The organism is Paenibacillus sp. J22P277, assembly GCF_059383675.1.
Map to the genome: position 1 here is coordinate 79,963 of NZ_JBXENS010000001.1, position 25,177 is coordinate 105,139.

A 25,177-nucleotide genomic window follows, 5' to 3' on the forward strand; every position below is an offset into this window, starting at 1 on the left:
GCGATGGTCAGCTTGAACATGGCGGGCGAGGCTGGATGGACAAGGCCCGAAGCGGCCCGATATCCGATTCGCGTGAGACACGGCAAATAACCCGGGGGCGCTGCCCCCGGGTTATTTGCCGTACTTCCTGCTGGATCGCGGCATGCTTGCCGATGCGATTCACCGCATGCTTGCCGATGCGATTCACCGCATGCTTGCCGATGCGATTCACCGCATGCTTGCCGATGCGATTCACCGCATGCTTGCCGATGCGATTCATTGCAACTTACATGCTTCCGGTTCTCTGCCGGACGGCGATGGCCGCCTAACGGCAGCCAGCAGGGGGATTAATGCCCGTTTTTCTTGTCCGGCTCCAGGCGGAACAGCTTCGACTCCATGCCCTCGAGCTGGACCGCCAGCTGGCCGGTAACGTTCGAGCCGGCATTCGTCCACAGGTCGGTTACCTGGTACGCCGCGCCAGTCTTCAGACCCGCTCTCGCGAGATCGATCGTCTTGGCCGCCGGCGACTTGTCGTAGTTGAACACGGCCAGGTAATACGCGTCCTTGTCTTTCAGGACGAACGTTTCCGCCGCTTTCGCGCCCGTATTGCCTTCGAGCGGCCGGAACGCTTCGCCTTTCTTGGCGAGCGCCAGCACGGTCTTGTTCGTCAGCAGCGTCTTCATGTATTCCTGCGCGCGCTGATCGTGCATGTCGTCGGAATTCAGGAATACGGTGCCCGAGATGACCGCGGAATTGACCCTGGAGCGCGCTTCCGTCAGCGAACCCGCTCGGCTCAGCGCCATATGGTCAGGGTCCGTGTACGAATAAATCGTGCCGTTCTGCCACCAGCCGTAGGTCAGCGCGTTAAGCTCGAACTCCGTATCGGAGATGCTGCCGAACGTATCGGTCGCGATCCGGCGGCTGTGCGCGTATTGGCTCGGGAACAGCGGCGCGATCGACTCGCTGATGAACATTTGGTCCGCCACCAGCTTGTCGACGTACGCCATGCCCTGATTGTACGCCTGCGTGCCCGTTTGAACTTTCGGATCGAAGTGGCGGCCTTCCAGCGCGCCATGCGTCAGAAAATCCAGCTTGATGTACTCGAATCCGAGCTTCTTGAATTTCTTGAGGTAATAATCCATCCGCTGCTTGGCGCCCGGATGCGTCGGGTCGACGGCATACGCCCCGTCGAGCTTCGGCAGCAGCTTGCCATCGGCGTCCCGCAAGAGAATGTCCCCGTACTTATACGTCGTCGAGCCTTCCACCGGCTGGTCCATGTTATCGCCCCAATAGACGAACGGTCCCCAGTAGATGCCCGCCTTCTGCCCGTTGCGCTTGATCGTCGCGACCGCGTCCGCAAGCTGCGCGTCGGACAAATTGTCCCAATACGAATCCATGTTCACGTAAGTCGTGCCGTCGTTGTTGAAGCCCTGCTTCTGCAGGCTCGCTTTGATGAAATTCGAGGTGTCGATGACGTCCTGGAACGTCAGCCTGCTCTCGTAGGCGCCCCAGCTGTTCCAGCCTACCGGCACGCCGTCCGGCACGCGCTTGCCGAATTCGAGCGGCGGCGCGATCACGGCGTTCGCCCGGCCGTACGCCTCCATGCCCGCGCGGTAATCGTCATAGAATCCGACGAATACCGTCGGCGACTGAAGCCGCGCGCCGGTGACCGTGCCGTGCGGCTGCGAATCGTGCGTCTTGGCGGAAGAAGCGCCCCCGTAGACTTCGAGCGCGTTCAGCTTGTTGGCGCCGCCCGCGAAGCGGATCCCGGTCTTCCACGTATCGTGCGTCACGGAGCCGACGATCAGCCCGCTGCGGGTCGCATTGTCATAGACCGCCGATACTTCGTAACTCGTGTCGGCGGCGTTGATCGGCACCGCCTGGTGGCGGATCCACATATCGTTGTCGTACGGCACGGACAATACCCGGCCGTCCGCGACGACGCCGACGTCGACGCCTCCGTTCGTGTTCGTGACGAGCGGCGCGAAATAATTCGCGCTGACCGGCGCGGCGGCGGAAGCTTCCGCGCGCGTGAGGAAGAACGGCGAATCGGCGTAGAAGCTGTACGTTTGCGTCAGGTCGGGCTGGCCGTCCTGCTTGTTGACGATCTTGAGCGAGATCCCTTTGCCGAAGCCGTCCTTGATCGGCTTGACGTCGTTCATCGCGAAGCCGTGCGCGCCGTAGCAGCTGCTGGCCTGGTCGCCGAATTTGCTGTAAACGCCGGTCGCGACCGTCTTGCCGTTCCAGGCATAGGACGCCATCCCGGACTTGAGATCGAACGTGACCTTGTACTGCCCGTTATCGACGACCACGGCGTCGGCAAACTGCTTCACCGAGACGGACTGGATCGTCTTGCCGGCGACGGATTTCCCCGGCTCCGCAGGGGCCGCTTGCGCCCGCTCGCACGGCTGGATCGCCTGCCCGTCATCGACCGTGACGACGAGCTTGTCGAAGTCCGGCGAATAACCGCCGCCGTCGGAGAACAGGATCGAATTGCTGCCCGCGTTTAGCGGAGCGGCAAACGAATACGTCCCCGTCGTGTTCCAGTCCGCCGTCGCCGGGAACAGGATGTTTTGCGGCGCGGCGCCGTTCACGCTGACATCCGCCGCGCGGGGATCGCCGGAGATATAATGGACCGTTACCGTATAGCTCCCCGCGGCCGGAACTTGGACGCCGTTAAATTGCAGCGATGCGCCTTGATAGAGATTGCCGACCTTCTGGCCGCCCGAGCAGCCGCCGCATTCCGCGATCTTCGCGTTGCCGCTCAGCGCATTGGCGGGCGATTCGGCTTCGTAGCCGGATGCCAGCGGCGCGACCGCGATCCGGTCGATGTCCGGCGAATATTGGCCGCCGTCCGAGAACAGGATCGCGTTCTCGCCTTTGTTCAGCGCGACCGTTATCGTCATGCTGCCGACCGTGTCCCAGTCCGCCGTTTTCTCGAAATCGACATGCCGGACCGCGCCTCCGTTGACCGAGATGTCGGCGCTGCGCGGATCGCCGGAGAGGTAATCGACGGTCAGCTTGTAATCGCCGGCTGCGGCCGCCGCGACATGGTTGAATTGCAGCGATGCGCCCTGATAGAGATCACCGACCTTCCGGCCGCCCGAGCAGCCGCCGCAATCGCCGACCTTCGCGTTGCCGGTCAGGACGTTCCCGGGCGCTTCGGCTTCGTAGCCGTCGGATGCGGGCGCAATGGCGATCTTGTCGATATCCGGCGCATATCCGCCGCCGTCGGAGATCTCGATGGCGTTGCTGCCTTCCGCCAGCGTCATGCGGATGGTTTTCGCGCCGAGCGTGTCCCAGTCGGCTGTTTTATCGAATTCGTAATGCACCGGCGCGCCGTCGTTCACGCGAATATCCGCTCCCCGGGGGTCCCCGGACAGGTAGGCGAACGCAACGTCGTACTGGCCGGCCTCCGGAACGGATACGTCCGCGAACCGCAGGCTGCTGCCTTGGTACAGGCCGCCGATTTTCTTGCCCCCCGAACAGGCGGCGCAGTCCGCCGCGGAAGCATTTCCGGTCAGCGCGTTGCCTTCCGCCTCGGCCTCGTAACTGACGGGCGCATCGTCCGCGGCCGCCTGTTGGACGACCGAAGGCGAGCTTGCCGTTTCGGACGGATCGGCATTGGATAGCGGCGCGGCGGCATAGCCGATGCTGCCGGCCAGCAGGCAGATCGCCGCAATCCTCGAAAGCGTTCTCATGATTAATTTCTCCTCTCGCTTAAACGATGATATGAGGTACATGTCTCACTCTAATCGAGAGAATCGCGGCGTTCCATACAAGAATGCATCAAAATATGCCGGAAACGAACCGAAAAAAGGTCCGCTGCGCGAGCGGACCCCTGAACGTATAAAACGGATCGGCAATTCTCCGTCCGTAAACAATACCGATTTCGCCTCCTGCTACAGGAGTTTGCGCATATTGACATGCGGGATGCCCGCATCGAGGAAAACGCCGCCCGGCTCCGTCTCGTAGCCCAGCTTATGATAGAAGCCTTCCGCCGTAACTTGCGCGCCCAGCACGGCCGCCGAATAACCAGCCGCTTTGGCGTCGGCTTCCATGACCTCGAGCAGCTTCCTGCCCACGCCGGTTCCCCGGTAAGGCAGCAGCACGGCGATCCGCTGCAGCTTCGCGGTTCCCGGCTCGTATTCCTTCCATCTGCCGGCGGCAATCGCCTTGCCGTCGTCCTTGACGACGAAGTGATGGCAGGATGCCGGCGTGTCGTCGTAGGCGTCCCGCTCTTCCTCGACCGGCACCTTCTGCTCATCCACGAACACCGTAAAGCGGACCTCGATGGCTTGTTCCAGCAAATCTTGCGTCGTTACTTTCAAGTAATCCACTTCGAATGACCTCTTTCTTCTTATAGTGATGCATAAGTTCGTTTGTCTAGGAGTTCGTTTGCATGTCCGCCGCGCGCTGCGCCTGTTCGAAGTACGCCTCGACCGGTCCTTGCAGGAACGGACCCGCGCTGCCGATCGCAAACAAATGCAGCTCGTGCATCGCGCGCGTGCAGACCGTGTAAAACAATCGCCGGTCGGATTCCTTGCCGTAGCCCGAAGGCGAGCCGGACGCATCGTACACCAGCACCGCATCGAATTCGACGCCCTTGGCCAAGTACGACGGAATGACGACGATGCCCGGTTCGAACGTGGACGTCTCGGATTCCACGAGCCGCAGCGGCATGCTGTCCCGCAAAGCCTCGCAAACCGCCTTGCTCTGCGCGGCCGTTTTGCAGATGACCGCGATCGTGCGGTTGCCCTGTGCCGCCAGCAGCTTCAGCCGCTCGCCGATCAGGCCTTCCAGCGCGTCCGCGTCCGCGGCGACGGTCAACGTCGGCTTGTCGCCTTCGCGGTTGAAGGGCTCGATCTCGCTGCCGCCGGGAATCAGCATGCTCGTAAACTCCACGATCGGCCGCGTGGAGCGGTAGCTCTGCTTCAGGACGATCGTCTCCGTCTCCTCGGCCGCGTAGAGCGAAGCTAGCGCCGTAAAGCCCGTGCTCTCGCCCGTGTCCGCATGCGCCTGAATCGACTGATTGAGGTCGCCGAGCGCCGTGATGCGGCTGAACGGGAACAACCGCTGCAAGTACGCGAATTGAAACGCGGTGTAATCCTGCGCCTCGTCGATCAGCACATGGCGCACGGACGTATTCGTCTGGAAGCCCCGAATCCGCTCCACGACGTACAGGAACGGCGTCGCGTCCTCGTACGCCATTTTCTTGACCAGCAGCCGATCGATCGTATCTTTGCAGATCGCCTCCCAATGCTCCGGAAGCTCGATGCCGGCTTGGGACGCGGCGCGCGCGGCCATATCCGAATCGAGGAACAGCTTGAGAAACGTCGAGCGCACGTCGACGAAGGTCAGCCGCCTGATACGCGCGCGCACCGGCTTCACCGCCTCCATCACGACATATTGGCCCAGCAGCTCGCGTTCGCGGTCATAATCGTCGAACGATTCGTCCTTGAGCTTGCGGTTCTGGCGCCTTAACGTCTGATACGCTTTCAGATACGTTTCTTTGTCCAGCAGATCGACCGCCGCGTCCACCCAATCTTCCTTGAGCGCGGCTTTCTGGCGCTCCTTCAGCTGCCCGAGCAGCCATTCCGCCGTCAAGCGCATCCGGTTCGGCACCGCGATCGCGCGGTCCAGTCCGTAGAAATACGCGCTGATCGCCTCACCGGGGACGAGAACCTCCTCGCTGAATCGCACGTCCCGGAAGACGATCCCTTCGCCGCCCAGAACGCCGAGATAGCCGTCGATCAACCGCACGAAGCCCATCGTCGCTTTATACCGGATACCCGACATCCGGGATTCGTAACCGGGTTCGAGTTCCGCTCTGAGCGCGTATTCCAGCTGGGCGTACGGATTCTCCAGCTTGAAGGAATGCCCGAGGCGCGCGGCCAGATAATCCTGGAACGTCGTCTGCTGCATGTTCTCTTCGCCCAGCTCCGGCAGCACGGTGGAGACGTAGCTGTTGAACATCGGATTCGGCGAGAACAGCACGATTTGGTCCGCGCTCAGCGTGCCTCTGAAGCGGTACAGCAAATAAGCCACGCGCTGCAGCGCCGCGGACGTCTTGCCGCTGCCCGCCGCGCCTTGCACGAGCAGCAAGCGGCTGCGCTCGTTGCGGATGATCCGGTTCTGCTCCCGCTGAATCGTGCCGACGATGCTGCGCATTTGCGCGTCGGAGTGCCTGCCCAGCACCTCCTGCAGCAGCTTGTCGCCGATGGTGACGCCGGTATCGAACAGGCTGACGATATCGCCGTCCCGGATCACGAACTGCCGCTTGAGCAGCAGCTCGCCCTCGATGCGGCCGGACGGCGTTTGCAGCTCCGCCGGGCCCGGCGGATAGTCGTAATACAGGCTGGCGATCGGCGCCCGCCAATCATAGATCAAGTAATTCTCGTCCGCTTTGTCCCGCAGCGACGCGATGCCGAGATAGACCTGATCGGCAGCCGTCTCGCCGTTCTCCAGAAAATCGATGCGGCCGAAATACGGCGAGGATTTCAGCTTGCGCAGCGTTCGCAGCTGCCGAGCCGCATGGCGGTGCGTGCGCTCCCGCTCCGACAGGATTTCCGCCTGCTGCTTGAGGCTCGCGAACGTCTCGGCCATCTCGGCCGAATCTTCGAAATTGACGGTCACGTCGTCCCAGAAATTTTTGCGGATGTCGACCATTTCCGAATGCGCATCGGACGTTTCCAGCTCAAGCGTCTCGATGCGCCGCTCGACCTGTTCGACGACCTCGTCGACGCGCTGCTGCTCGACAAGCCACTCCGGTTCTCTCTCGCTCACCCTAAACCACCCTTTCCTAATGTCGCCGCGCGCAAATCGTTATGTATACATACGACTCCCCTTCAACCATCGCGCGTGAAGACCGATGGGACCGAAGGGGAGCCTGTGCACCGCTTATGATTACGCGTTTACCTTGTCATGCCCGAACGTTTTCGCGGCCTGCTTGGCGTCTTCGATCGCTTTGGCTTTGATTTCTTCCGCTTTGTCCGACATCGCGGCCATGCCTTCGCAGAAAACATGCTTGAAGTCGGTGATTCCGAAGAACTGCATGATGCTGGCCAAATGATTGTGGCTGAAGTTCATGCTCATGGCCGGACCTTCTGAATATATACCGCCGCTTGCTTGAATATGAATCGCGGATTTGTCCGGCAGCAGCCCGATAGGGCCGTTCGACGTGTATTTGAACGTTTTGCCCGCGACGCAGATGGAGTCGATATAAGCCTTCATGATCGGCGGGTACGAGAAGTTCCACATCGGGTTCACGAACACGTATTTGTCGCCGGCGACGAACTCGTCGGCAATCGCGCCCAGACGGCCTACCTTCGATTGCTCCCCGGACGATAAATCCGAGAACTGCCCGCCGGTCTGCAGCTTGCCCCAGCCGCTGAAGACATCGGCGTCGATATGCGGAATGTCCATGCCGTACAAATCCAGATGCTTGATTTCATCCTGCGGATGAGACGCGCGGTAAGCATCGATGAAAGCTTGTCCGACTGCCATGCTGTATGACTTGGCGTGATCGTGCGGATGCGCGGTAATGTAAAGTACTTTCGCCATGGTTGAATGCGATCCCTGCCTCTTCGTTAGAATGAGTGACGCTCCATAGGTTGTTCCGCCAAGGAGGGCTTCATGTAACGATATAGGCGAGGCTGCGCGATTGTTGCTGGCGGGATTGCTTAATTTAACCGACCCCGGCATGAAGCCGGCGGCTTTTCCTCGGCACATAATGAATGCCCGCCATACGCAAAATAAAGTTAATCGGCCATGGGCTTAGTAGCCTGCCGGTCTAGCGCAAAAGCCGGAATTCCGCCCGCGCGGAGCGTAAACCTTTTCCGGTCTTATTGTTATAGCATAGTCGGCCGCAATAAGCCAATGAAGGTTTCCTCACGATTTCCCGCGAAATCGTTACGGCGACGGCTCGGTCCGGCGGGTCAGCAGGTCGACGAAATGCAAGGCCGACGGAACCGGCGCTTCGTCCGATCGCGTGTACAGGGAAATGGCATTGCGCAGGTCGATTCCTTCCGCGTGCAGGCGCGCAAGCTCGCCTCGGGCAACCGCCGCACGGGCTTCCAAGGACGAGACGAACGCCAAGCCGAGACCGGAAGCCGCGGCAAGCAGCGATTCGTGGGCGCCGCTGACTTGCAGCGCGGCCATAGGCGGCGACATGCCGCGGATCCGGCAAAGCGAGAGCAATTGGTTCCTGGCCGCGCTTCCCTCCTCCCGCATGACGAACGGCTCGTTTACGAGCTTCTTAAGCGAAGACCGCCGGCCGGCCAGCGGATGCGAGGGCGACGCGACGAACCAATACTCGTCCTCCAGCAGCAATCTCCGGGACAAGCCGGGATACTCTTGAATATCGCCTTCGATGACGGCCGCGTCCGCTTCGTAACGAAGCAGCGCGTTCAGCGCCTCGCCGGCATGGAAGGTCTTTAGCGAGATGGCGACGTCCGGATAAGCGGCCCGATAAGCGGCCAGCCGCTCCGGCAGCAAGTACCCGGCAGGCAGCGACGTTGCGGCAAGCCGCAGTTCCCCGGCAGCGCCCGACAGATAATCGGTCATGTCGCGCGCGATTTCCTGCTGAAGGACAAATAAGCGCGCGGCATTCGCCGCCAATCGCTGCCCCGCTTCGGTCAGGAATATCCCTCTCCCCTTCGGCGCAAGCAGCGCAAGCCCCAGCTCGCCCGCCATGTTGCGCACATGCGCCGTGACGGCCGGTTGACTGATTCCGAGCGCTTCCGCGGCTTTCGTGACGCTGCCGGTCGCGGCCACGTGATGAAACACGATTATCCCGTACAAGTTCATTGTTTGTAGCTTCCCCCGCTCGCACGCCGGCATTCATCTTGCGGCAAACCGTCTTCATTCATAATGATTCCTTATCGTTTACATGCATTCCATTGAAAGGATTATTAATGATTTCCATTTATTGTAGAGTTCCGACGAGCCGCCCGCAAGCGAACAAACATTAAAAAACGGCTAAAGCCCGCCTATTCGCGCTTTCGGCGCATGTTTGCGCCGGGCGCTGTCAAGGACAGGCTTTGCCGTAATGTGCTTGAGAACATAATCGCGAGATCGAGAAAAAGCGTTGCCGGGCATCGCGCTGCCTCTTGCGAATCGCAAAATTTGCGGCAACGACTTGTCTGCGGGTCGCCGGCTCCGGCGCGTGCCATTCGGTTAATCTCGGAAAGCTAAGCTTGCTTAACCGGCAAATTCGGGAGCGAGATCGTAATCGTCGTGCCGGTGCCGGGCTTGCTCCTTGCCCTCACCTGGCCGCCATGCATGTCGACGATGACCTTGACGATGGACAATCCAAGCCCGCTCCCGCTCCCGCTCCCGCTCCCGTTATGCCTGCGCGTACGCGATTTGTCCGCCTTGAAGAACCGTTCGAAGATATGCGGCAGGTCTTCCTTGTCGATGCCAATGCCGTTATCCGAGATGACGACGACGGCTCCCTCTGCGCTGCGCTTCACCTCGACGGACACGGTGCCGCCTTCGGACGTGTACTTCAAGCTATTGGTCAGCACGTTCATCCAGACTTGAGACAGCAGCTCCTCGTCGCCGGTCAAGATGACGCGTTCATCCAAATTGACGTCCATCAAAATGTTTTTCTCCGTCCAGAGCGGCTCGCAAGCCAGTATCATCGCGCGAAGCTGCTGATCCAGCCGGAACGGCTTGGGATGAAGCTGCTGCTCGTCCGCTTCCAGCGTCGTCAGCTTCATCAAGTTATCGCTCAGCCTGGACATGCGCACGCTCTCGGCTTCGATGATGCCGGCGTAATGCTGCCGCTGCTGCTCGTCGAGTCCATCCTGCTGAAGGGCGCGCGCGAATCCCCGGATCGACGTCAGCGGCGATTGGATTTCGTGCGACACGTTGGAGATGAACGCCTGTCGCATTTGCTCCATCTGGTTCAGCTCGGCCGCCATGTCGTTGATGCTGGTAGCGAGTTCTCCGAAATGCCCGCGCATTTTCTCCGCCTTATCGATCGAGACGGTGAAATCCCCCTTCGACATCCGGCGGATCGCCGAGATGTAGACGTAGACTCCGCCCTGCTCCCTCCACGGCCGGCCGATGAGCATCATGAGGATGAACATCAGCAGGAAGCCGAAGAAAACGGTCAGCACCTGCTGCAAAAAATCTTGATACAGGCTCGGCGCCTTCTGCGCTAGGAACAGACCGGTAGGTTGTCCTTCGATCACGGCCGGAACGCCCGCCACGGCAGTGCCCTTGGAGAACGGGTATTTCCGGTCGATCTCCTTCACTTCGGCCCCGGCTATGACTCGCTTCACGTCCTCTTGCTCGATGTTGTTCCGATTGCCGTCCCCGTCCGCGGTCGAATAGGTTTGCTCGCCGGCGGCATCCGCCAAGACGACCGTGTACTGCCGTTCCTTCGCGATCGCCTGCAGCATGACCGGCCAATCGGCCGCGGGCTTCGACCCGAGCGCGTCCGCGATCAGCCGCCCGTCCTGGACCAACCGTTCGGTGACCGCAGCCTGGCCGTGCTTTTCATTCACGAAGCCGATCACCGTATATGAAATGAAGAAGCAGGTATACGTCAGCACGTTCATAAGCAAAATGCCCGCGATCACCTTTACGACTTGCAGCCACATCGGCGGCTTGGGCTTGGGTACGCGTTTGGGCTTGACCATGCGTCACACCTCCAGCCGGTAACCGAGCCCGCGGATCGTCTGGATGCGGAAACGGCTCCGCTCCTCGGGAAACTTCTCGCGCAGCCGCTTGATATGCACGTCGACCGTGCGCTCGTCTCCTTCGTAATCGAAGCCCCAGAGCTGTTCGATCAGCTGCTCGCGCGAGAATGTTTTGCCGGGATAGCTGGCTAGCTTGAAGAGCAGTTCGAACTCCTTGAGCGGAAGCGACAGGCTCTCTTCCTCCAGGGTTACCGCATGCGTCTCGCGGTTCAACTGCACCTTGCCGGCCTGGACGCTGTGCGACGTCGCGATGCGGTATCGCTTCAGCAGCGCCTTGACCCGGGCTACGAGCTCGAGCGGTTCGAACGGCTTCACGAGATAATCGTCCGCGCCGAGGTCGAAGCCTTTGATTTTCTGGCTCGTTTCCCCTTTGGCCGTGAGCATGAGCACCGGCAGTTCCTTGTCGCGGCGAAGCTCCCTGCACAGTTCCCAGCCGTCCATATTCGGCATCATCACGTCGAGAACGACCAGTTGCACCTGCGTCTGCTCCAGCACGCGCAGCGCGTCCTCGCCGTCTTCCGCCTCGACGATGTCAAAGCCTTCGCGCGCCAGAAACAGCCGCAGCAGCTCTCGAATATGGGGATCGTCGTCTACGACCAGCAATGTCGTCACCAGCATCATCTCCGCCTACTCTAGTTGGTCCGCTTTGATTTCCCGCGGTCCTGATGAATCCACTATAGAATCGTTGCGTGAACGGAATATGAACAACCGCGCACGAATTTCCCTGTTCGGGGTCATCGTTTCGTTTGCTCCTCCAAGCGCTTGGTTTCTTCGTCGATGCGGCTCGGATCGATGCGCTGGAACAAGAGCTCGAGTCCTTCTATCCGCCTGCCTTCCGGCACGCCGGCCAACGTCCAGGCCGGTTCTTCGAGCGCCAGAATGGCGGTGATCTTCGCGCAGGAAAACGGAATGAACGGCTGCAGCAGGCGGGAAAGATTAACGATGATCTGCGTGCAGGCGTGGAGCGTAGCCCCGCAATCCGCGACGCTCGTCTTGATCTGCAGCCACGGCTTGCGCTCGTCATAGAACTTGTTGGCCCGGCGGACGAGCTCGAAGATCAGCTCCAAGGCTTCCTTGAGCCGGCCCTCTTCGATCAGCGCGCCGGCATCCGCGTACAGCGATTCGATCGCGTTCGTCCATTCGGAATCCAGGCTTCCCGCGGGAACGCGTCCGTCGAACGACTTGTCGATGAAGGCAAGCGTCCGGTTGACGAAGTTGCCGAAAGCCCCGAGCAGCTCGCCGTTATGGCTGAGGATGAATTCCCGCCACGAGAAATCCGTATCCCGCTTCTCCGGGCCGTTCGCGATCAGAAAATAGCGGATCGAATCCGGCTGATAGCGGCTCAGGATATCCGGCACCCAAACCGCCCAGTTATTGCTCGTCGAGAACTTCTTCCCTTCCAGCGTCATGTATTCGCTCGAGACGATCCGGTCAGGCAGATGCAGTCCCCCCGCTCCCATCAGCAGGGCCGGCCAGATCAGCGTATGGAACGGAATGTTATCCTTCCCGTGCACGTAATAGGCCGTAATCGCTTCCGGCCCGCCGATCCAGAAGGACGACCAGCTGCCCCCCGTCTGCTCGCCCCACTGCTTGCTCGCCGACAGATATCCGCTGACGGCCTCGATCCAGACGTAGATCTTCTTGCCTTCGAAGCCTTCGACCGGAACGTCGACGCCCCATGTCAGGTCCCTGGTCGCCGCGCGGTCTTGAAGTCCTTCGTCCAGGTAGCGCTTCGTCAGCTGCTTGGCATTGTCCTTCCAGCCTTCGGCCCGCTCGGCATAAGAGGCAAGCGCGTCTTGAAACCGCGAAAGCGCCAGGTAGAAATGCTCGGTCTCCCGCTCCACCGGCGGATTGCCGCACAGCTTGCAGACGCTGTCGATCAGATCGGACGGTTCCAGCAAGGTGGAACAGTAGTCGCATTGGTCGCCGCGCGCGCGATTCCCGCACACCGGGCAGGTCCCTTCCACGTACCGGTCGGGCAGAAACCGCCGATCCGTCTCGCAATACGTCTGCAGCGTCGTTTTCTTATATAGATGGCCGTTCGTCAACAATTGCAAAAACAATTCCTGAACGACGCGGTGGTGGTAGGGCTGGTCGGTGCGCGTATAGAGGTCATACGTAAATCCCAATTGCGCGAAGCACGCCGCGAACTCCTCGTGATACCGGCTCGCGATATCGCCGGGCTCGATTCCCTCCTGCATGGCTTGAACCGCGACGGGCGTGCCATGGCAGTCGCTGCCCGAGACGTACAGCACCCGATCGCCTTTCAGCCGGAAGTAACGGGCCAGCACGTCTCCCGGCAATACGCTGGCCAAGCGTCCCATGTGCAACGAACCGTTGGCGTAAGGCCATGCCCCGCCGATAAATACATTCGCCATGCCGATCTCCACCCTTCGAATTGTTCGTTGCCCGATCGTGAACCGGTCGCTGCGGCCCATTCGTCGCCAAACGCCAAAAAAGCCCTCATCCCAAGGGACGAGAGCTATGCTCGCGCGGTACCACCCAATTTCATGAACGCCTTGCGGCGCTCACCTCTTCGGGTACGACGCCGAAGGCGTGTATACCCTAGCACGATAACGGGTGCGGGGCACGGCGCAGCCTACGCCCGCGAACGGGTTCGATGCGCAGCTCGGAGACCATGTTCCCAAGGTTCGTCTTTGCCCCTTTCCAGCTGCCGGGGCTCTCTGGCGAAAGACATGGCCGAGGTACTCTTTCTCTTCGTCGCTTTTCAGCTTATGCAAGTTATTGTAAATAATAGTCAATCGCATGGGAGAAGTCAAGCGGCTCCCGGCCCGAACGCGCGACGATACCACTTGGGTACCGTCCGGTCGAATCCGTCCTGGTCGTCCAGCACCTTGTCGATCTTCGTCATCATGACGGATCATTCATCCGGCGCCGTCTGCAGGATCCATACGACGGACGAGATCAGCGTCTTGGCTTCATGCATGCCTATTCCCGCTCCTTCGCGTGACGATCAGCCAATCCAACAGCACGGCCGCGCCGATCCCCGCGGCATAACGCAGCAAGTCGACGGCCAGGAAGCCCTGTCCCAGCACCAAACCGCCCAGCGTCGTCCGCCTGATCTCATTGATCCAATCCGCCTGATAGAGTTGGCTGCATTCTACGGCGAAGCAGAACAGGACGGCGGCGATTGCCGCGAACGACGGCATTCGCCCGGGCCAAAGCAGCCGGCAGCCATAATAAATCATCGCCGCCCACAGTGCGTCGCCGGCCTGATCCGCCACCCATTCCGGCAGCGAAGCGGCGAAGCGCCTGGAACAAAGGCCGAGAACGACGGCGGCTGCCACAGCGAGCACATAGCCGAGCCGTTGTCCGGCCCGTTTGCTGCGAGGCCGGCGGCTCTGCGACCGTTTGCTTCCGCCACGATAGTCGCCCGGTTGTTTGCTTCCCGCGCGCTCGCCGCCGTTCTTGTCGCTTCCGGCATGATCATTGCCGGTTAGATTGCTGCTTGCACGGTAGTCGACGGCCAACGCCATCACTTCCCTTCGCCGCCCGGATGCACGTTAATAGGGCAGGTTGTCCTTCGGCTGCTCCTTCTCCTTGCCGCGCCCCACGACCTCGAGCACCTCCAGCAAATCCGGCGGCTGCAGCAGCTCCACCGGCGACATGCTGCGGTCGAATTGAAAGAAGTCGCCTTCGATCAGCGCGACATAACGCCCGTTATACGTCGCGAAGTGAATCGACTGCCCGAACTCCGAGAGCGGCCCTTTCACCGATACGTCGCCCAGCTTGAACGCCACGCTCAGATTCGGCTGCTGCTCCACGAGCTGTTCCGCCGCCGCGATTACGCGTTCCTGCGGCCAGGACTCCTGCAGCTCGCGCTTCTCGCTGGCCGCCCAAACCTCGAACCGCTGCGCTTCCTGCTGGCGGTCTTCGCCTTCCTGCCCCTGCCATTTGTCTTCCATGTACTCGTGCACCATCGTCAGCACCTGCTCGCTCATCAACTCGGGCATCGCCTTCTCGTAGCTGATAAAGCGCAGGAAATCCTCGAAATACCGCGCATGCGAAGCCTGATGAATCTTCAGCTCCCAATACTCCAGCATGCCTTCCTCCGGCATGTGCGGGTATTGAATCGACTTCATGTTGCGCGCGCTGATCGCCATTTCCACGTGGGAGATCAGGTTGCGCTCGTCGGTGATGCGGGCGATCTTCGGTTCGAAATCGCATTTCAGCACGAACAGGATCGGCTGGTCCGTATGCCGGTTCGGCGTGGCGTGCACGACGATAAAGGCGCCGCCGCGCACGGCTGCCGCATCCATGTAGAGCCGGACGAGCTCGTCCGCGAAGCCGTGAAATTCGGCGGCGTTCTCGGCCGTGCGCAGACGCTGGAACGTGTTGTAATTGGGATTGCTGTCGAGCTCGTAGCCCGGCTCCGCGATGAACCGGCCGATCTTGGTCGGCGCCGCCTCCGAGTTCGGATGGCGTTCCGCCTTGCGTTTCACGATCCGCGAGAATTCGCCGTCCAGGAACGACTTCAGCTCGCTGTCCGCGTAATCGTAACGGTCCATCGTCTGATAATGGCTGAACGTCTTGGCCGCGTTGTTGTCGCCGCCTTCTCCTTGAATGACGAAGAACGATAAATATTCCACGATAAAGTCCATGCGGTAGAATGACTCCTTTTGCCGAGATGATCGGTTAGCTTAAGCAGTGCCGAGCGGCACTCGAGACATTAGCATAGCATAATTCGGCGCCGGCTGTCGTGACCGTTGTTCAGGCTATTCGTCGTTTTCGTCGCTCCGTTCCGCGATATCGCGAATGTACCGCCGCACCGGCGCGGCCCGCATTGCCCGCGTCGCCTTCATCGTCCGGCCAGCATGCCGACAATTCAAATCATACCGGGAGCGCCTCGCGCGAAAAAGAGAAATTCCCCGCGGCGAATGTTCTTGTTTTCGCGGACGCCAAAAAAGTCCGCCTGCGCGAGGCAGACGGACGGATCGATTAGATAGACGATTTTTGAATCGGCACTCGCTAGACGACGGCCGCCGGCTCCGCGACCAGCGAGGTCAGCTCGCCGCAATAGAGCAGCTTCAGCTTATGCAGCGCGCGGGTGCAGGCGACGTACAGCAGCTTGGCGTCGTTGCCGCCGAAGCTCTCCCCGTCGGCATCGGCCACGAGCACGGCGTCGAACTCCAGCCCCTTGGCCAGGTACGCCGGCACGACGGTAAGACCGCCGCCGTATGCTTCCTGCTTGCTCTGGACGAGCGAAGCTTGGATCCCGGCGCCGTTCAGCCGCTCCGCGATGGCTTCGCAGGAGCGAATATTGCGTCCCAGTACGGCGACCGTGCGGTAATCGCCGGACTGCTGCCAATCCCGCACCGTCCGGACGATTTCGATCAAGCGTTTCTCGTCGGATTCCATCGCCACGACATCCACGGCCTCGCCGCTCCGGAAGACCGGCACGGCCGGCTTCACGCCGTCGCCCATGCCGCCGAGCACGCGATTGGCGAAATCGATGATCTCCATCGTCGACCGGTAGCTGCGGTCCAGCTCGAAATAGCCGGTGTCCGCCTGCGGAAACAGCGCCGTCAATTCCGCCCAGCCGTGAATGCCGGCATAGCCGTGAATCCCCTGCTGCAAATCGCCCAGCACCGTCATCGACGGCTGGCGCTGGCACTGCTTCAAGGCTTCCAGCTGGAACGGCGAGTAATCCTGCGCCTCGTCGATGACGATATGATCGTACGGCGAGCCGTCGAAGCCGTTCAAGCGAACTTGGATGTAGACGAGCGGAGCCAAGTCCTCAGGCCAAACGAGCTTCCCCTTCAGCAGCTTGGCCGTCGCGGCGCAGCTCTTGGCCGGCAGCAGCGATTGCGCGGCCGGTTCGCCGAGCAGCGCGCCGTATAGCTGCGCCGGCGTCGGGGAAGGGATTTTCTTCGCATAGGCGGTCAGCTTCGCGGCCAGCTTCGCCTTCAGCTTGGCGTCCGTTAAGCGGCGCGCTTTCCATTCCGATTCCAGCCAGCGCTTCAAGCGGCTGACAAGGCGGGCGCGGCGCTTCATGTACGGCTCGCCGATATCGTCGGTCGCGAGCCATTCCGCGATCATCGCGGGGGTCACCCGCCAGCCGGCCATCGGTTCGAACGATTCTTCGGGTATGAGCGAGGCTTCCGTATGCGCCAGCTTCGCGTCGATGATCGCTTTGAAGTCAAGGCTGCCCTTGATTCGCCCGGTCGATGCCAACAGCTCTTCGCGCGTCCGCGGCTGCTCGAACCAATACGCCATCGGGTCGTACGCTTCGTCGAGCCGAACCGCTTGCTGCAGCTGCTCGAGCGCCCAGTCCGCGAACGTCGTCTGCTGAATGTCGCCGACGCCGAGCTCCGGCAGCACGCCGGAAATATAATCGAGGAACATGCGGTTCGGCGCGAAGATGACCATGCGGTCCGCGCGAATGCTGCCGGCGTACCGATACAGCAAATAAGCGAGGCGGTGAAGCGCGACGGTCGTCTTCCCGCTTCCCGCCACCCCTTGGATAAAGACGGCTTTGTTCTTGTCCGTCCGGATGATGCGGTCCTGCTCCTGCTGGATCGTCGAGACGATGTCGCGCAGCTTGTTGTCCTTGCTCTCGCCGAGCCGGTAGAGCAGGAATTCGTCCGTGACGCTTTCGTCTTCCTGCCCCCGGACGTAGCTGTCGACGACGCGCTCGAGCTTGCCTTCGCGCACCATCAGGTTGCGTTTCAGATGCACGGTCCCTTCCACGTCGCCGTCCGGCGATTCGTAGGCTACCGGGGCTTCCCCGCCGCTGAAGGCATAGAACAAGCTCGCGACGGGCGCGCGCCAATCGACGACCAGCACTTCGTTCGACTTCTCGTGGGCAACCCCCGCTTTGCCGATATAGAGCGGCTTCGGCGCGGGATGCGCCCCTTCTTGAAAATCGATGCGGCCGAAATACGGCTCGCGCTCGGCGACGGTCAGCCGCTGTTCCCGCTGCTCGCGCTGAAGCTCGAGCATTTGCTCCGTAAAATCGTTCCCGGTGTAACGCGGTCCGATCTCGCGCAGCTGCTTGCGGATGCTGCTCAGCACCTCGTCGATGCGCTTCGCCTCTTCTTGAAAGGCACTTTGAACGGTCATGTCAGTTACCTCCCTCTGCGACAGCAAGCCTCGCGCGTTCTTACGCGGCCAGCGCAGCCTCCGAATTGCGGTTGAAGGCGGCGAAAGCCGCATTCGCATGCGGCTTGGTCTGATCGTATTTGTTATGCGGATATGCGCTCTCTAGGAGCATGAGTTCACAATATAGCATATGCCGTAAACCGCTGTCAATCGGTTCCGGGCCGTCTAAGAGGCGGCCCCGGAAAGCGACTTCAGAAACCGTTCGACGCCTGGAAGTCCGTCCCGTTCAAGCAGCGTCAGCAAACGGGTGCCGATGATCGCGATGTCGCTTTTGCCCCGAAGGAAAGCGACGTCGTCCGCATGCTGGATGCCGAATCCGACGGCGATCGGCGTCCGCGCGGCGCCGCGTACGCGGGCCAGGAACGCGTCCGTCTCCTCGCCGAAGGACGTCTTCGACCCGGTGACGCCCTTGCGCGCCGCGCAGTAGAGGAAGCCGCCGGTTTGGCCGCACAGGTAAGCTAGACGCTCGTCGGACGTATACGGCGTGACGATCAGGATCGGCGCGACGCCGTGCTCGCGGCATGCTTCCAGGAAGTCGGCGCTCTCCTCCGGATACGCGTCGGGCACGATGAGCCCGCGGATCCCGATGTCGGCGCAGGTCCGGACGAACGCTTGAATGCCGTGCCGGACGACGATATTGTAATAAGTCATGAAGACGAAGGCGATGCCGGGAAAGTCCGCCGTCACCCTGCGCGCGAAGCGCAGGCATTGCTCCGTGGTCGTTCCGTTCTCGAGCGACGCTTGATTCGCCTTCAGAAACACCGGTCCGTCCGCGATCGGTTCGGAGAACGGCAGCTGCAGCTCCACGAGCGCGACGCCGTTCTCGTGAAACAGGCGGATCATCTCGTAGTTGGCCTCGAAATCCGGATAACCGAGAATTTGATGCGTCATCAGCTGGATAGGCTTCCCCGCAGCCGCCCCGCGGGCGATGCGTTCGGCAAGCTCATCCGTTGTACTGCTTGTGCTTCCGCTCGATAAAGCCGTTCCATTCTTCATCCCGCAACCCCTCCGCTACATTGAATATATCCTTGTCGCCCCGTCCGGACATGTTGACGATGACGATCTCCGACGCCGACGTTTCCTCGATATGCTTGAACAACCCGGCGAACGCATGCGTCGATTCCAGCGCGGGAATCAGCCCTTCGGTTCGCATGACGAGCTTCAGCGCCTCGACGACCTCCGCGTCGGTCGCCGCTTCGAAGCGGACGCGGCCGCGCTCGGCCAGATCCGCCAGTATCGGCGATACGCCCACGTAATCCAACCCCGCGGCGATGCTGTACGTATCTTTCATTTGCCCGTCCTGATCCTGCAAAAACATCGTCTTGTAGCCCTGCGCGATGCCCGGCGACGCTTCGCCGTAGACGAGACGCGACGCATGCTTGCCGGAATTCGGGCCTTGTCCGCCCGCTTCGACGCCGACCAGCTGCACCTCGTCGTGCGGGTGAAACGCTTGGAACGCGCCGAGCGCATTCGATCCCCCGCCGACGCAGGCATAGACCCGGTCCGGCAGACGGCCCGCCGCGCGCACGATCTGCTCCTTCGCTTCGATGCCGATGACGGATTGAAAAAACGCGACGATCGCGGGAAACGGATGCGCGCCGGACGCCGTGCCGAGCAGGTAATGCGTCGTCTCGAAGCTCGATACCCAGTCGCGCAGCGTCTCGTTGATCGCGTCCTTCAGCGTCCGCGAGCCGTAATCGACGGCGACGACCTCCGCGCCCAGCCGTTTCATCCAGAACACGTTGGCGTATTGGCGCTCCATGTCCTCCCGCCCCATATAGATGGTCGCGGACATGCCGAGCTTGGCGGCCACCGTCGCGGTCGCCACGCCGTGCTGGCCGGCGCCCGTCTCGGCGATGAGCCGCGTTTTGCCCATGCGCTTCGCGAGCATCGCTTGGCCGAGCGCGTTGTTCAGCTTGTGCGCCCCGGTATGGTTCAGGTCCTCGCGCTTGACATAGATCCGCGCGCGGCCGAAATGCGCCGTCAGCCTGTCCGCGTGCGTGAGCGGCGTCGGGCGACCGGAATAATCCGTCAGCAGCGCGGTGTATTCCTGCCAGAACGAGGCGTCCTGTTTGATCGCTTCGAACTGCGCCGAGAGCTCCGCGAACGCAGGAACCAGAATCTCGGGGATGAACGTGCCTCCGTAATTGCCGTAATATCCGTTCTCCGGCGCGAGCGCGCGGGTCGCATCGGGAATCGCTCTATCAGCTGCTAATGGTTCTGTTGACATGGCATGCTGTCCTCCTTCGTATCGAATAGCGCGTGAAATCAATTCGTTTCCCCGCCTTGATGGAACGCGAGGACCGCTCTGGCCGTCGCGGCATCGGTGACGAGGATGTCGATCCATTCGCCGCGCAGCGCCGCCGCGATCGCCTTCACTTTGCGCTCGCCGCCCGCGATGCCGATCACGGTCGGAATAGCGCGGAGCTCGGAAGCCGATAAGCCGATCCATCGTTGCCGGTCCGGAAAATCAAGTTCTCTGCCCTCGGCGTCGATGAACGAGGCGCACAGATTCGCGGCGGCGCCAAGCGCCGTCAAGGCGCCGACGTCCGCCCGACTCATGCTGCCCGATTCCACCATCGTCGCCTGATCGTCCACTTCGCCGATGCTGATCACGGCTACGCGGCTTTGCCGGGCGAGCTCGAGCACCTTGGCGATTTCCGGCTCCTGCCGCAGGAGCCGCCCCGTCTCGACGCTGGCAACGGTCGCCGGAGCGTGCATCATCCAGTACTTCGCCTTCAGCTTGTTCGCGAACGCCATCGTGTTGGAGCTGGCATGCCAGACGCCGCCCTCCGAGCCCCAACCGCCGATGAGCGGCACGAACCGCAGTCCTTCGCGGGCAAAATAATCAAGTTCCTCCGCTGCGCTAGCCACGGTCCGGCCGGCCATGATGCCGACGATATCTCCGTCCATCAGCACGGATTCGAGCAACGCGGCGCCGGTGCGCCCAAGCTGCAAGCGCAGCTTCGACGGATCGCTCGCGGACGCATCGATGATGATCGCGTCCTGTATGCCGAAGGTTTCGGCGAAGCGCTTCTCCAGCTGCTGCTCGCCGGAGAACGGATTCTGGATCGTAATCCGCACGATCCCCTCGTTCTTCGCGGCCGTCAGCATCCGGCTGACATGCGGCCTCGATATGCCGAGCCGCTTGGCAATCTCCTGTTGATTCAAGCCGTCCTCGTAGTAGAGCTGGCAAATCTTGACGAGAATCCGGCGGCGTTCCAGGTTGATTTCGCTCATGGTTTATCCGATCACCGCCTTTATAGTACATATGTACATAATATAAACATTTGTTCATCGTTGGTTTGAGTATACCCTAGAGTTCCGCCCATGTAAACCTGATTCATGCAACGAAAAACGCCGCTCTGAGGAAGAATAGTTCTTCCCCCGCGGCGTTTCCTTGCGGCGTTATAGGCTTTCCAGCCAGACAATGACGACGATATGGACGAGCAGCATGATCGGTATGCCCGCGGCGAACGCGGGGTGCTTCGTCTTATGCCGGAACAACCGCATGGCGGCGAAGGCGCCGAGCGCTCCTCCCGCGGCGCTGGCTCCCAGCAGCCTGCGTTCCGGAATCCGGTGCCTGCGGTCCTTCACGGCCCGGATTTTATCGATGCGCATCAGCGCGAACGCGTAGATATTGAGGATGACGAGGTAGATCGCAACGAGTTTCTCTATGGGCGACATCTGATATTCTCCTTTATGATTACGGGCCGCCTTTGACGGCAGGCTTGATGCGTGCTTGCCGCTAACGCGCTGCGCGCGTCAAGGCGTTTGCGGCATGATCCCCGAAGCACTTGCTGAACGAAGAACGAAGCGGCGAGGCCGATCGGTTGGCACGGCAGCTTACGGTCGCGGCCGCGGCTTGGCCCGGTTCGTTGCCGGCGCCTCGAGCGGATTGTCCGGCCAATAGTGCTTCGGATATCGGCCCTTCAGATCTTTCTTGACATCGAAATACGCATGTTCCCAGAAGCTGGCCAAGTCCTGCGTCACTTGCACCGGGCGGTGCGCCGGCGACAGCATATGGATGGTCACGGGCAGTTTGCCGCCCGCAATGCGCGGCGTCCGAGACAAGCCAAACAGTTCCTGGAGGCGGACGGCCAGCACCGGCGCGGCCGGATCGCCGTAGTCGAGCGGAATGCGCGAACCGCTCGGTACCGTCAGATGCGTCGGCACCTCTTTCTCCAGCAGCTGGCGTTCCTGCCACGAGAGCAGCGATTCCATGATCGCGGCCATGGAGAGGCGCGACAGGTCGTTCCGGCTGCGCATGCCCCCGATATACGGACCGAGCCATTCCCGGATCGAACGTGTCAGCGCTTCGTCGGAGACATCCGGCCATTCCGGATTATGCGCATGCATGAGATTCATCCGGTCCCGAAGCTGTCTTGCTTGCTTGGACCACGGCAGCAGCTCGAGACCCTGCTCCGCGATTCCGCCGAGCAGCGCTTCGGCGACCAGCCCCGGATCCGCGTCTGCAAGCTGCGATTCCTTCAGCACGAGCGCCCCGAGCCGCAGCCGCCGCTTCGCCCGCACGGCTTCCGCCTGACGCTCCCATTTTACTTCGGTCTCCGATTGAATCTCATCGGCAAAATACGCGATCAGCTCGTCCAGCCCGAGCGGGGCCGCCATCAGGATTCGGCTGTCGCTGCCGCTGTCTTCCAGCTCGGCCGTCGCCAAATACGGCGCCGCCGACAGCGGCTGCAATTCCTGCACGGCGGCGCCCCGCCCGCCCCTGAGCAGGAAGCGGCCGTCGCCGCGCCGCTGGGCGATCCGGTCCGGGTACGCGAGCGCCAGCAGCACGCCGCAGGCGGCGTCCGGCTGCAGCGCATGGGCCGCCACGCTATCCGCTCGCGGCGGCGCGGCAGGCGAGGCGCCGGAAGCTCTGCCGTCCGGGCTCGGAGAAATACCCGCCGCGCGCATCCACTCGCGCGACTCCGCGACGAGCCTCTGGACCGCCGCAGGATCGGCGGCTTCGCCGGCGCCGCGGCCGTGCAGCGCGTCGAGGCGCAGGCGGATATCGATGCTGCGCGTGCTCCGCAGCAGGTCGCGGTCGCCGAGCAGCGCCGCGAGCTCGCAGGCAAGCGCGCCCAGGCCGAGCGGCTTCGCCTCCAGCACCATATGGGCAAGGCGCGGATGCATGCCGAGCTCCGCCATCGCCTGCCCGTGCGCGGTCGGCTTGCCCCCGGCATCCAGCGCGCGCAGCTCGCGCAGCAGCTCGACGGCCTGGGCGTACGCCGCGGCCGGCGGCGGGGTCAGCCACGCCAGCTCGCCGGGATCGGCGATGCCCCAGATCGCGAGCTCCAGCGCGAACGGCGCCAGATCCGCTCCGAGCAGCTCCGGATCGCTCTGCGGCTTGAGCTGCCGCTGCTCGCCTTCCGTCCATAGGCGATAGCATACGCCCGGCGCCTCCCGACCGGCACGGCCGCGGCGCTGATCCGCGGAGGCCGCCGATACGGGCACCGTCTCCAGCCGCGCCATGCCGGTTCGCGGGGAGAAGCGCGGAACGCGGCTTAACCCGCAGTCGACGACGATGCGCACGCCTCGAACGGTGACGCTCGATTCCGCGATCGAGGTAGCGAGGACGATTTTTCGTTCGTCGCTTGCCGCGGCCGAGACGGCCCTGTCCTGCGCTTCCGGAGGCAGCGCGCCGTAGAGCGGCAGCACGGCAACGCCCGATTCCAGTCCCGGTCCCCGGCCGTTCGCGCCGCCGGACTGCGCCGCGCGCAGCAATCGCTCCACCCGGCGAATCTCGCCCGCGCCGGGCAGAAACACGAGCGCGTCGCCTTCATGCGCGCGCATCGCTTCCAACGTGCAGCGAACGACGGCGTCCTCCATTCGGCCGGCCAGCGGCTTCGGCGCATACTCCGTCTCGACCGGGAAAGCCCTTCCTTCGCTTACGAGCAGCGGCGCGCCGCCCAGCAGCCGCGCGACCGGCTCGGCTTCGAGGGTTGCCGACATCACGAGCAGCCGCAGCTCCTCGCGGAACACGGACTGCGCCTGCAGGCACAGCGCCAGCCCGAGATCGCCGTGCAGATGCCGTTCGTGAAACTCGTCGAAGATGACGAGGCCGACGCCATCGAGCGAAGGATCCTGCTGCAGCATCCGCGTCAGCACGCCTTCCGTGATGACTTCGATCCGCGTGCGCGGACCGACCTTCGTGTCCATTCGCACGCGGTAGCCGACCGTCCCGCCGACCGCTTGCCCGAGCGATGCCGCCATGAACCGGGCAGCCGAACGGGCGGCCAGCCGGCGTGGCTCCAGCATGAGAATGCGCTGCCCGGCAAGCCACGGCGCGTCGAGAAGCGCGAGCGGAACGCGGGTCGTCTTGCCCGCACCCGGCGCCGCCACCAGCACCGCCGAAGCCCGATTCGCCAACGCCGTCCGGAGCTCCGGAAGCAGGTCGTCGATCGGAAGATGCGCCCGGGCCGGTGCGTTTTGGTTATCGTCATGTTCGTTCATGGCCTAATCCCCTGTCCTGTCTTTTCCTATGCTCCATTATAGGGACTTTACGGCGGACCCGTCAAAAGCGCCGGTTTGCCCCGAACGGCGAGACAAAAAACGCGCAAATCGTTCGGTCTGCGCGCTGCGTGCTTCCTCATTCTCGCTTCCCCCCGCTCCACCGAACTGCAACAGCTTCGAGCGGTCAAGCCTCGCCCTGCGTTCGCACGGCTTCCGTCACCGTATCGTATACGAGGCGGCCGATCGCGTCCCCGAGCTGCGTCGCCGCGCCGGCGTATAGATGCGTGCGTCCATGCCGGTCGGTCTGACTGGAGGCGATCACGATGGCATCCGTCGTGGTCCCCGTCGCGGGCCGGCCATGCAGCTTGTCCAGCACGCCGCAGTCCTGCAGCGCCGCAGCCTTGGCTTCGGTTGCGGTGATGACCGCGTTGACCATCGCCGCCGCCGTCAAGTTCCCGTCAATGAACAAGAATTGGTTGACCGTCCCCGGCTCGTAGGCCGGATACGTCTCGCGGGCCAGACCGGCGCGCGCGGCGTTCCCGGTCCCGGCCGTCGTGCAGCACAACAGGCTGAACGCCTCGCCCTCCGCCTCCAAAACCGACGCGTGCGACAGCTTCGCCGCGGTCAGGAATCCGATCGTCGTATGCGGCGAATACCCCCAGGCGCTCAGCATCGAGCCGAAATCCCGGGCGGGGTCTGCGCAATCGTAGCTGAGCGGCACCTTCCAATTAATGAACCGATAGGCGCTTCCGTAACCGCCGCCGTGCACCGCGCTGCTTAAGGTGAGATAAGCGTCTTCCGTCTTCAGCACCAAGCGGTCTTCCTCGCGGCGAATGGTAATGCCGGGGCAAAGCGCGGATTGAAAGGACGCCGTTCCTTTTCGAAATGGTTGACTCATCGCCCTCCTC

Annotated in this window: 18 protein-coding genes; all 18 read right to left on the bottom strand. The window is 62.2% G+C overall.

Features of this window, described 5'->3' with window-relative positions; genetic code table 11:
• Positions 1-7 precede the first annotated feature (7 nt).
• Positions 8-259: a hypothetical protein gene (locus tag AC50YL_RS00385; protein ID WP_494828417.1), complete on the bottom strand. Its 252-nt coding sequence runs from the start codon at positions 257-259 to the stop codon at positions 8-10.
• A 67-nt stretch (positions 260-326) separates the two neighbouring features.
• A complete protein-coding gene (locus AC50YL_RS00390) occupies positions 327-3,680 on the bottom strand; it encodes a carbohydrate-binding protein (protein WP_494828419.1) in 3,354 nt (1,117 codons plus the stop codon).
• Between the two features lie 201 nt (positions 3,681-3,881).
• The gene (locus tag AC50YL_RS00395) at positions 3,882-4,319 is read right to left on the bottom strand and encodes a GNAT family N-acetyltransferase (protein ID WP_494828420.1); all 438 of its coding nucleotides are present in this window, start codon (positions 4,317-4,319) and stop codon (positions 3,882-3,884) included.
• Between the two features lie 46 nt (positions 4,320-4,365).
• Entirely contained in the window at positions 4,366-6,765 is a 2,400-nt protein-coding gene (helD, locus tag AC50YL_RS00400) for an RNA polymerase recycling motor HelD (protein WP_494828422.1), read from the bottom strand.
• 120 nt (positions 6,766-6,885) lie between these two features.
• Positions 6,886-7,542, bottom strand: coding sequence for an FMN-dependent NADH-azoreductase (locus tag AC50YL_RS00405; RefSeq protein WP_494828423.1), 657 nt, complete (start codon positions 7,540-7,542; stop codon positions 6,886-6,888).
• Between the two features lie 348 nt (positions 7,543-7,890).
• Complete coding sequence (locus tag AC50YL_RS00410; protein WP_494828425.1) at positions 7,891-8,787, bottom strand: LysR family transcriptional regulator; 897 nt, start codon at positions 8,785-8,787, stop codon at positions 7,891-7,893.
• 383 nt (positions 8,788-9,170) lie between these two features.
• Positions 9,171-10,628: a sensor histidine kinase gene (locus AC50YL_RS00415; protein WP_494828426.1), complete on the bottom strand. Its 1,458-nt coding sequence runs from the start codon at positions 10,626-10,628 to the stop codon at positions 9,171-9,173.
• A 3-nt stretch (positions 10,629-10,631) separates the two neighbouring features.
• Positions 10,632-11,300 (bottom strand): response regulator transcription factor, encoded by a 669-nt coding sequence (locus tag AC50YL_RS00420; RefSeq protein ID WP_494828427.1) that lies wholly within the window; start codon positions 11,298-11,300, stop codon positions 10,632-10,634.
• 122 nt (positions 11,301-11,422) lie between these two features.
• A complete protein-coding gene (metG, locus tag AC50YL_RS00425; protein WP_494828428.1) occupies positions 11,423-13,066 on the bottom strand; it encodes a methionine--tRNA ligase in 1,644 nt (547 codons plus the stop codon).
• A 561-nt stretch (positions 13,067-13,627) separates the two neighbouring features.
• A complete protein-coding gene (locus AC50YL_RS00430) occupies positions 13,628-14,185 on the bottom strand; it encodes a ribosomal maturation YjgA family protein (protein ID WP_494829745.1) in 558 nt (185 codons plus the stop codon).
• 27 nt (positions 14,186-14,212) lie between these two features.
• Positions 14,213-15,310, bottom strand: a complete 1,098-nt coding sequence (locus AC50YL_RS00435) for a DUF3900 domain-containing protein (protein WP_494828429.1) — start codon at positions 15,308-15,310, stop codon at positions 14,213-14,215.
• A 367-nt stretch (positions 15,311-15,677) separates the two neighbouring features.
• Positions 15,678-17,771 (bottom strand): HelD family protein, encoded by a 2,094-nt coding sequence (locus AC50YL_RS00440; protein ID WP_494828431.1) that lies wholly within the window; start codon positions 17,769-17,771, stop codon positions 15,678-15,680.
• Between the two features lie 204 nt (positions 17,772-17,975).
• The gene (gene trpA / locus AC50YL_RS00445; RefSeq protein ID WP_494828433.1) at positions 17,976-18,806 is read right to left on the bottom strand and encodes a tryptophan synthase subunit alpha; all 831 of its coding nucleotides are present in this window, start codon (positions 18,804-18,806) and stop codon (positions 17,976-17,978) included.
• The gene (gene trpB / locus AC50YL_RS00450; RefSeq protein ID WP_494828435.1) at positions 18,754-20,040 is read right to left on the bottom strand and encodes a tryptophan synthase subunit beta; all 1,287 of its coding nucleotides are present in this window, start codon (positions 20,038-20,040) and stop codon (positions 18,754-18,756) included. Before trpB ends, trpA begins: the two co-directional genes overlap by 53 nt.
• A gap of 38 nt (positions 20,041-20,078) precedes the next feature.
• The gene (locus AC50YL_RS00455; protein ID WP_494828437.1) at positions 20,079-21,050 is read right to left on the bottom strand and encodes a sugar-binding transcriptional regulator; all 972 of its coding nucleotides are present in this window, start codon (positions 21,048-21,050) and stop codon (positions 20,079-20,081) included.
• Between the two features lie 168 nt (positions 21,051-21,218).
• On the bottom strand, positions 21,219-21,497 hold the full coding sequence (locus AC50YL_RS00460; protein ID WP_494828439.1) for a DUF1294 domain-containing protein: 279 nt from the start codon (positions 21,495-21,497) through the stop codon (positions 21,219-21,221).
• Between the two features lie 159 nt (positions 21,498-21,656).
• Complete coding sequence (gene hrpB, locus AC50YL_RS00465; RefSeq protein ID WP_494828441.1) at positions 21,657-24,269, bottom strand: ATP-dependent helicase HrpB; 2,613 nt, start codon at positions 24,267-24,269, stop codon at positions 21,657-21,659.
• 184 nt (positions 24,270-24,453) lie between these two features.
• On the bottom strand, positions 24,454-25,167 hold the full coding sequence (locus AC50YL_RS00470; protein WP_494828443.1) for an adenosylcobinamide amidohydrolase: 714 nt from the start codon (positions 25,165-25,167) through the stop codon (positions 24,454-24,456).
• Positions 25,168-25,177 lie beyond the last annotated feature (10 nt).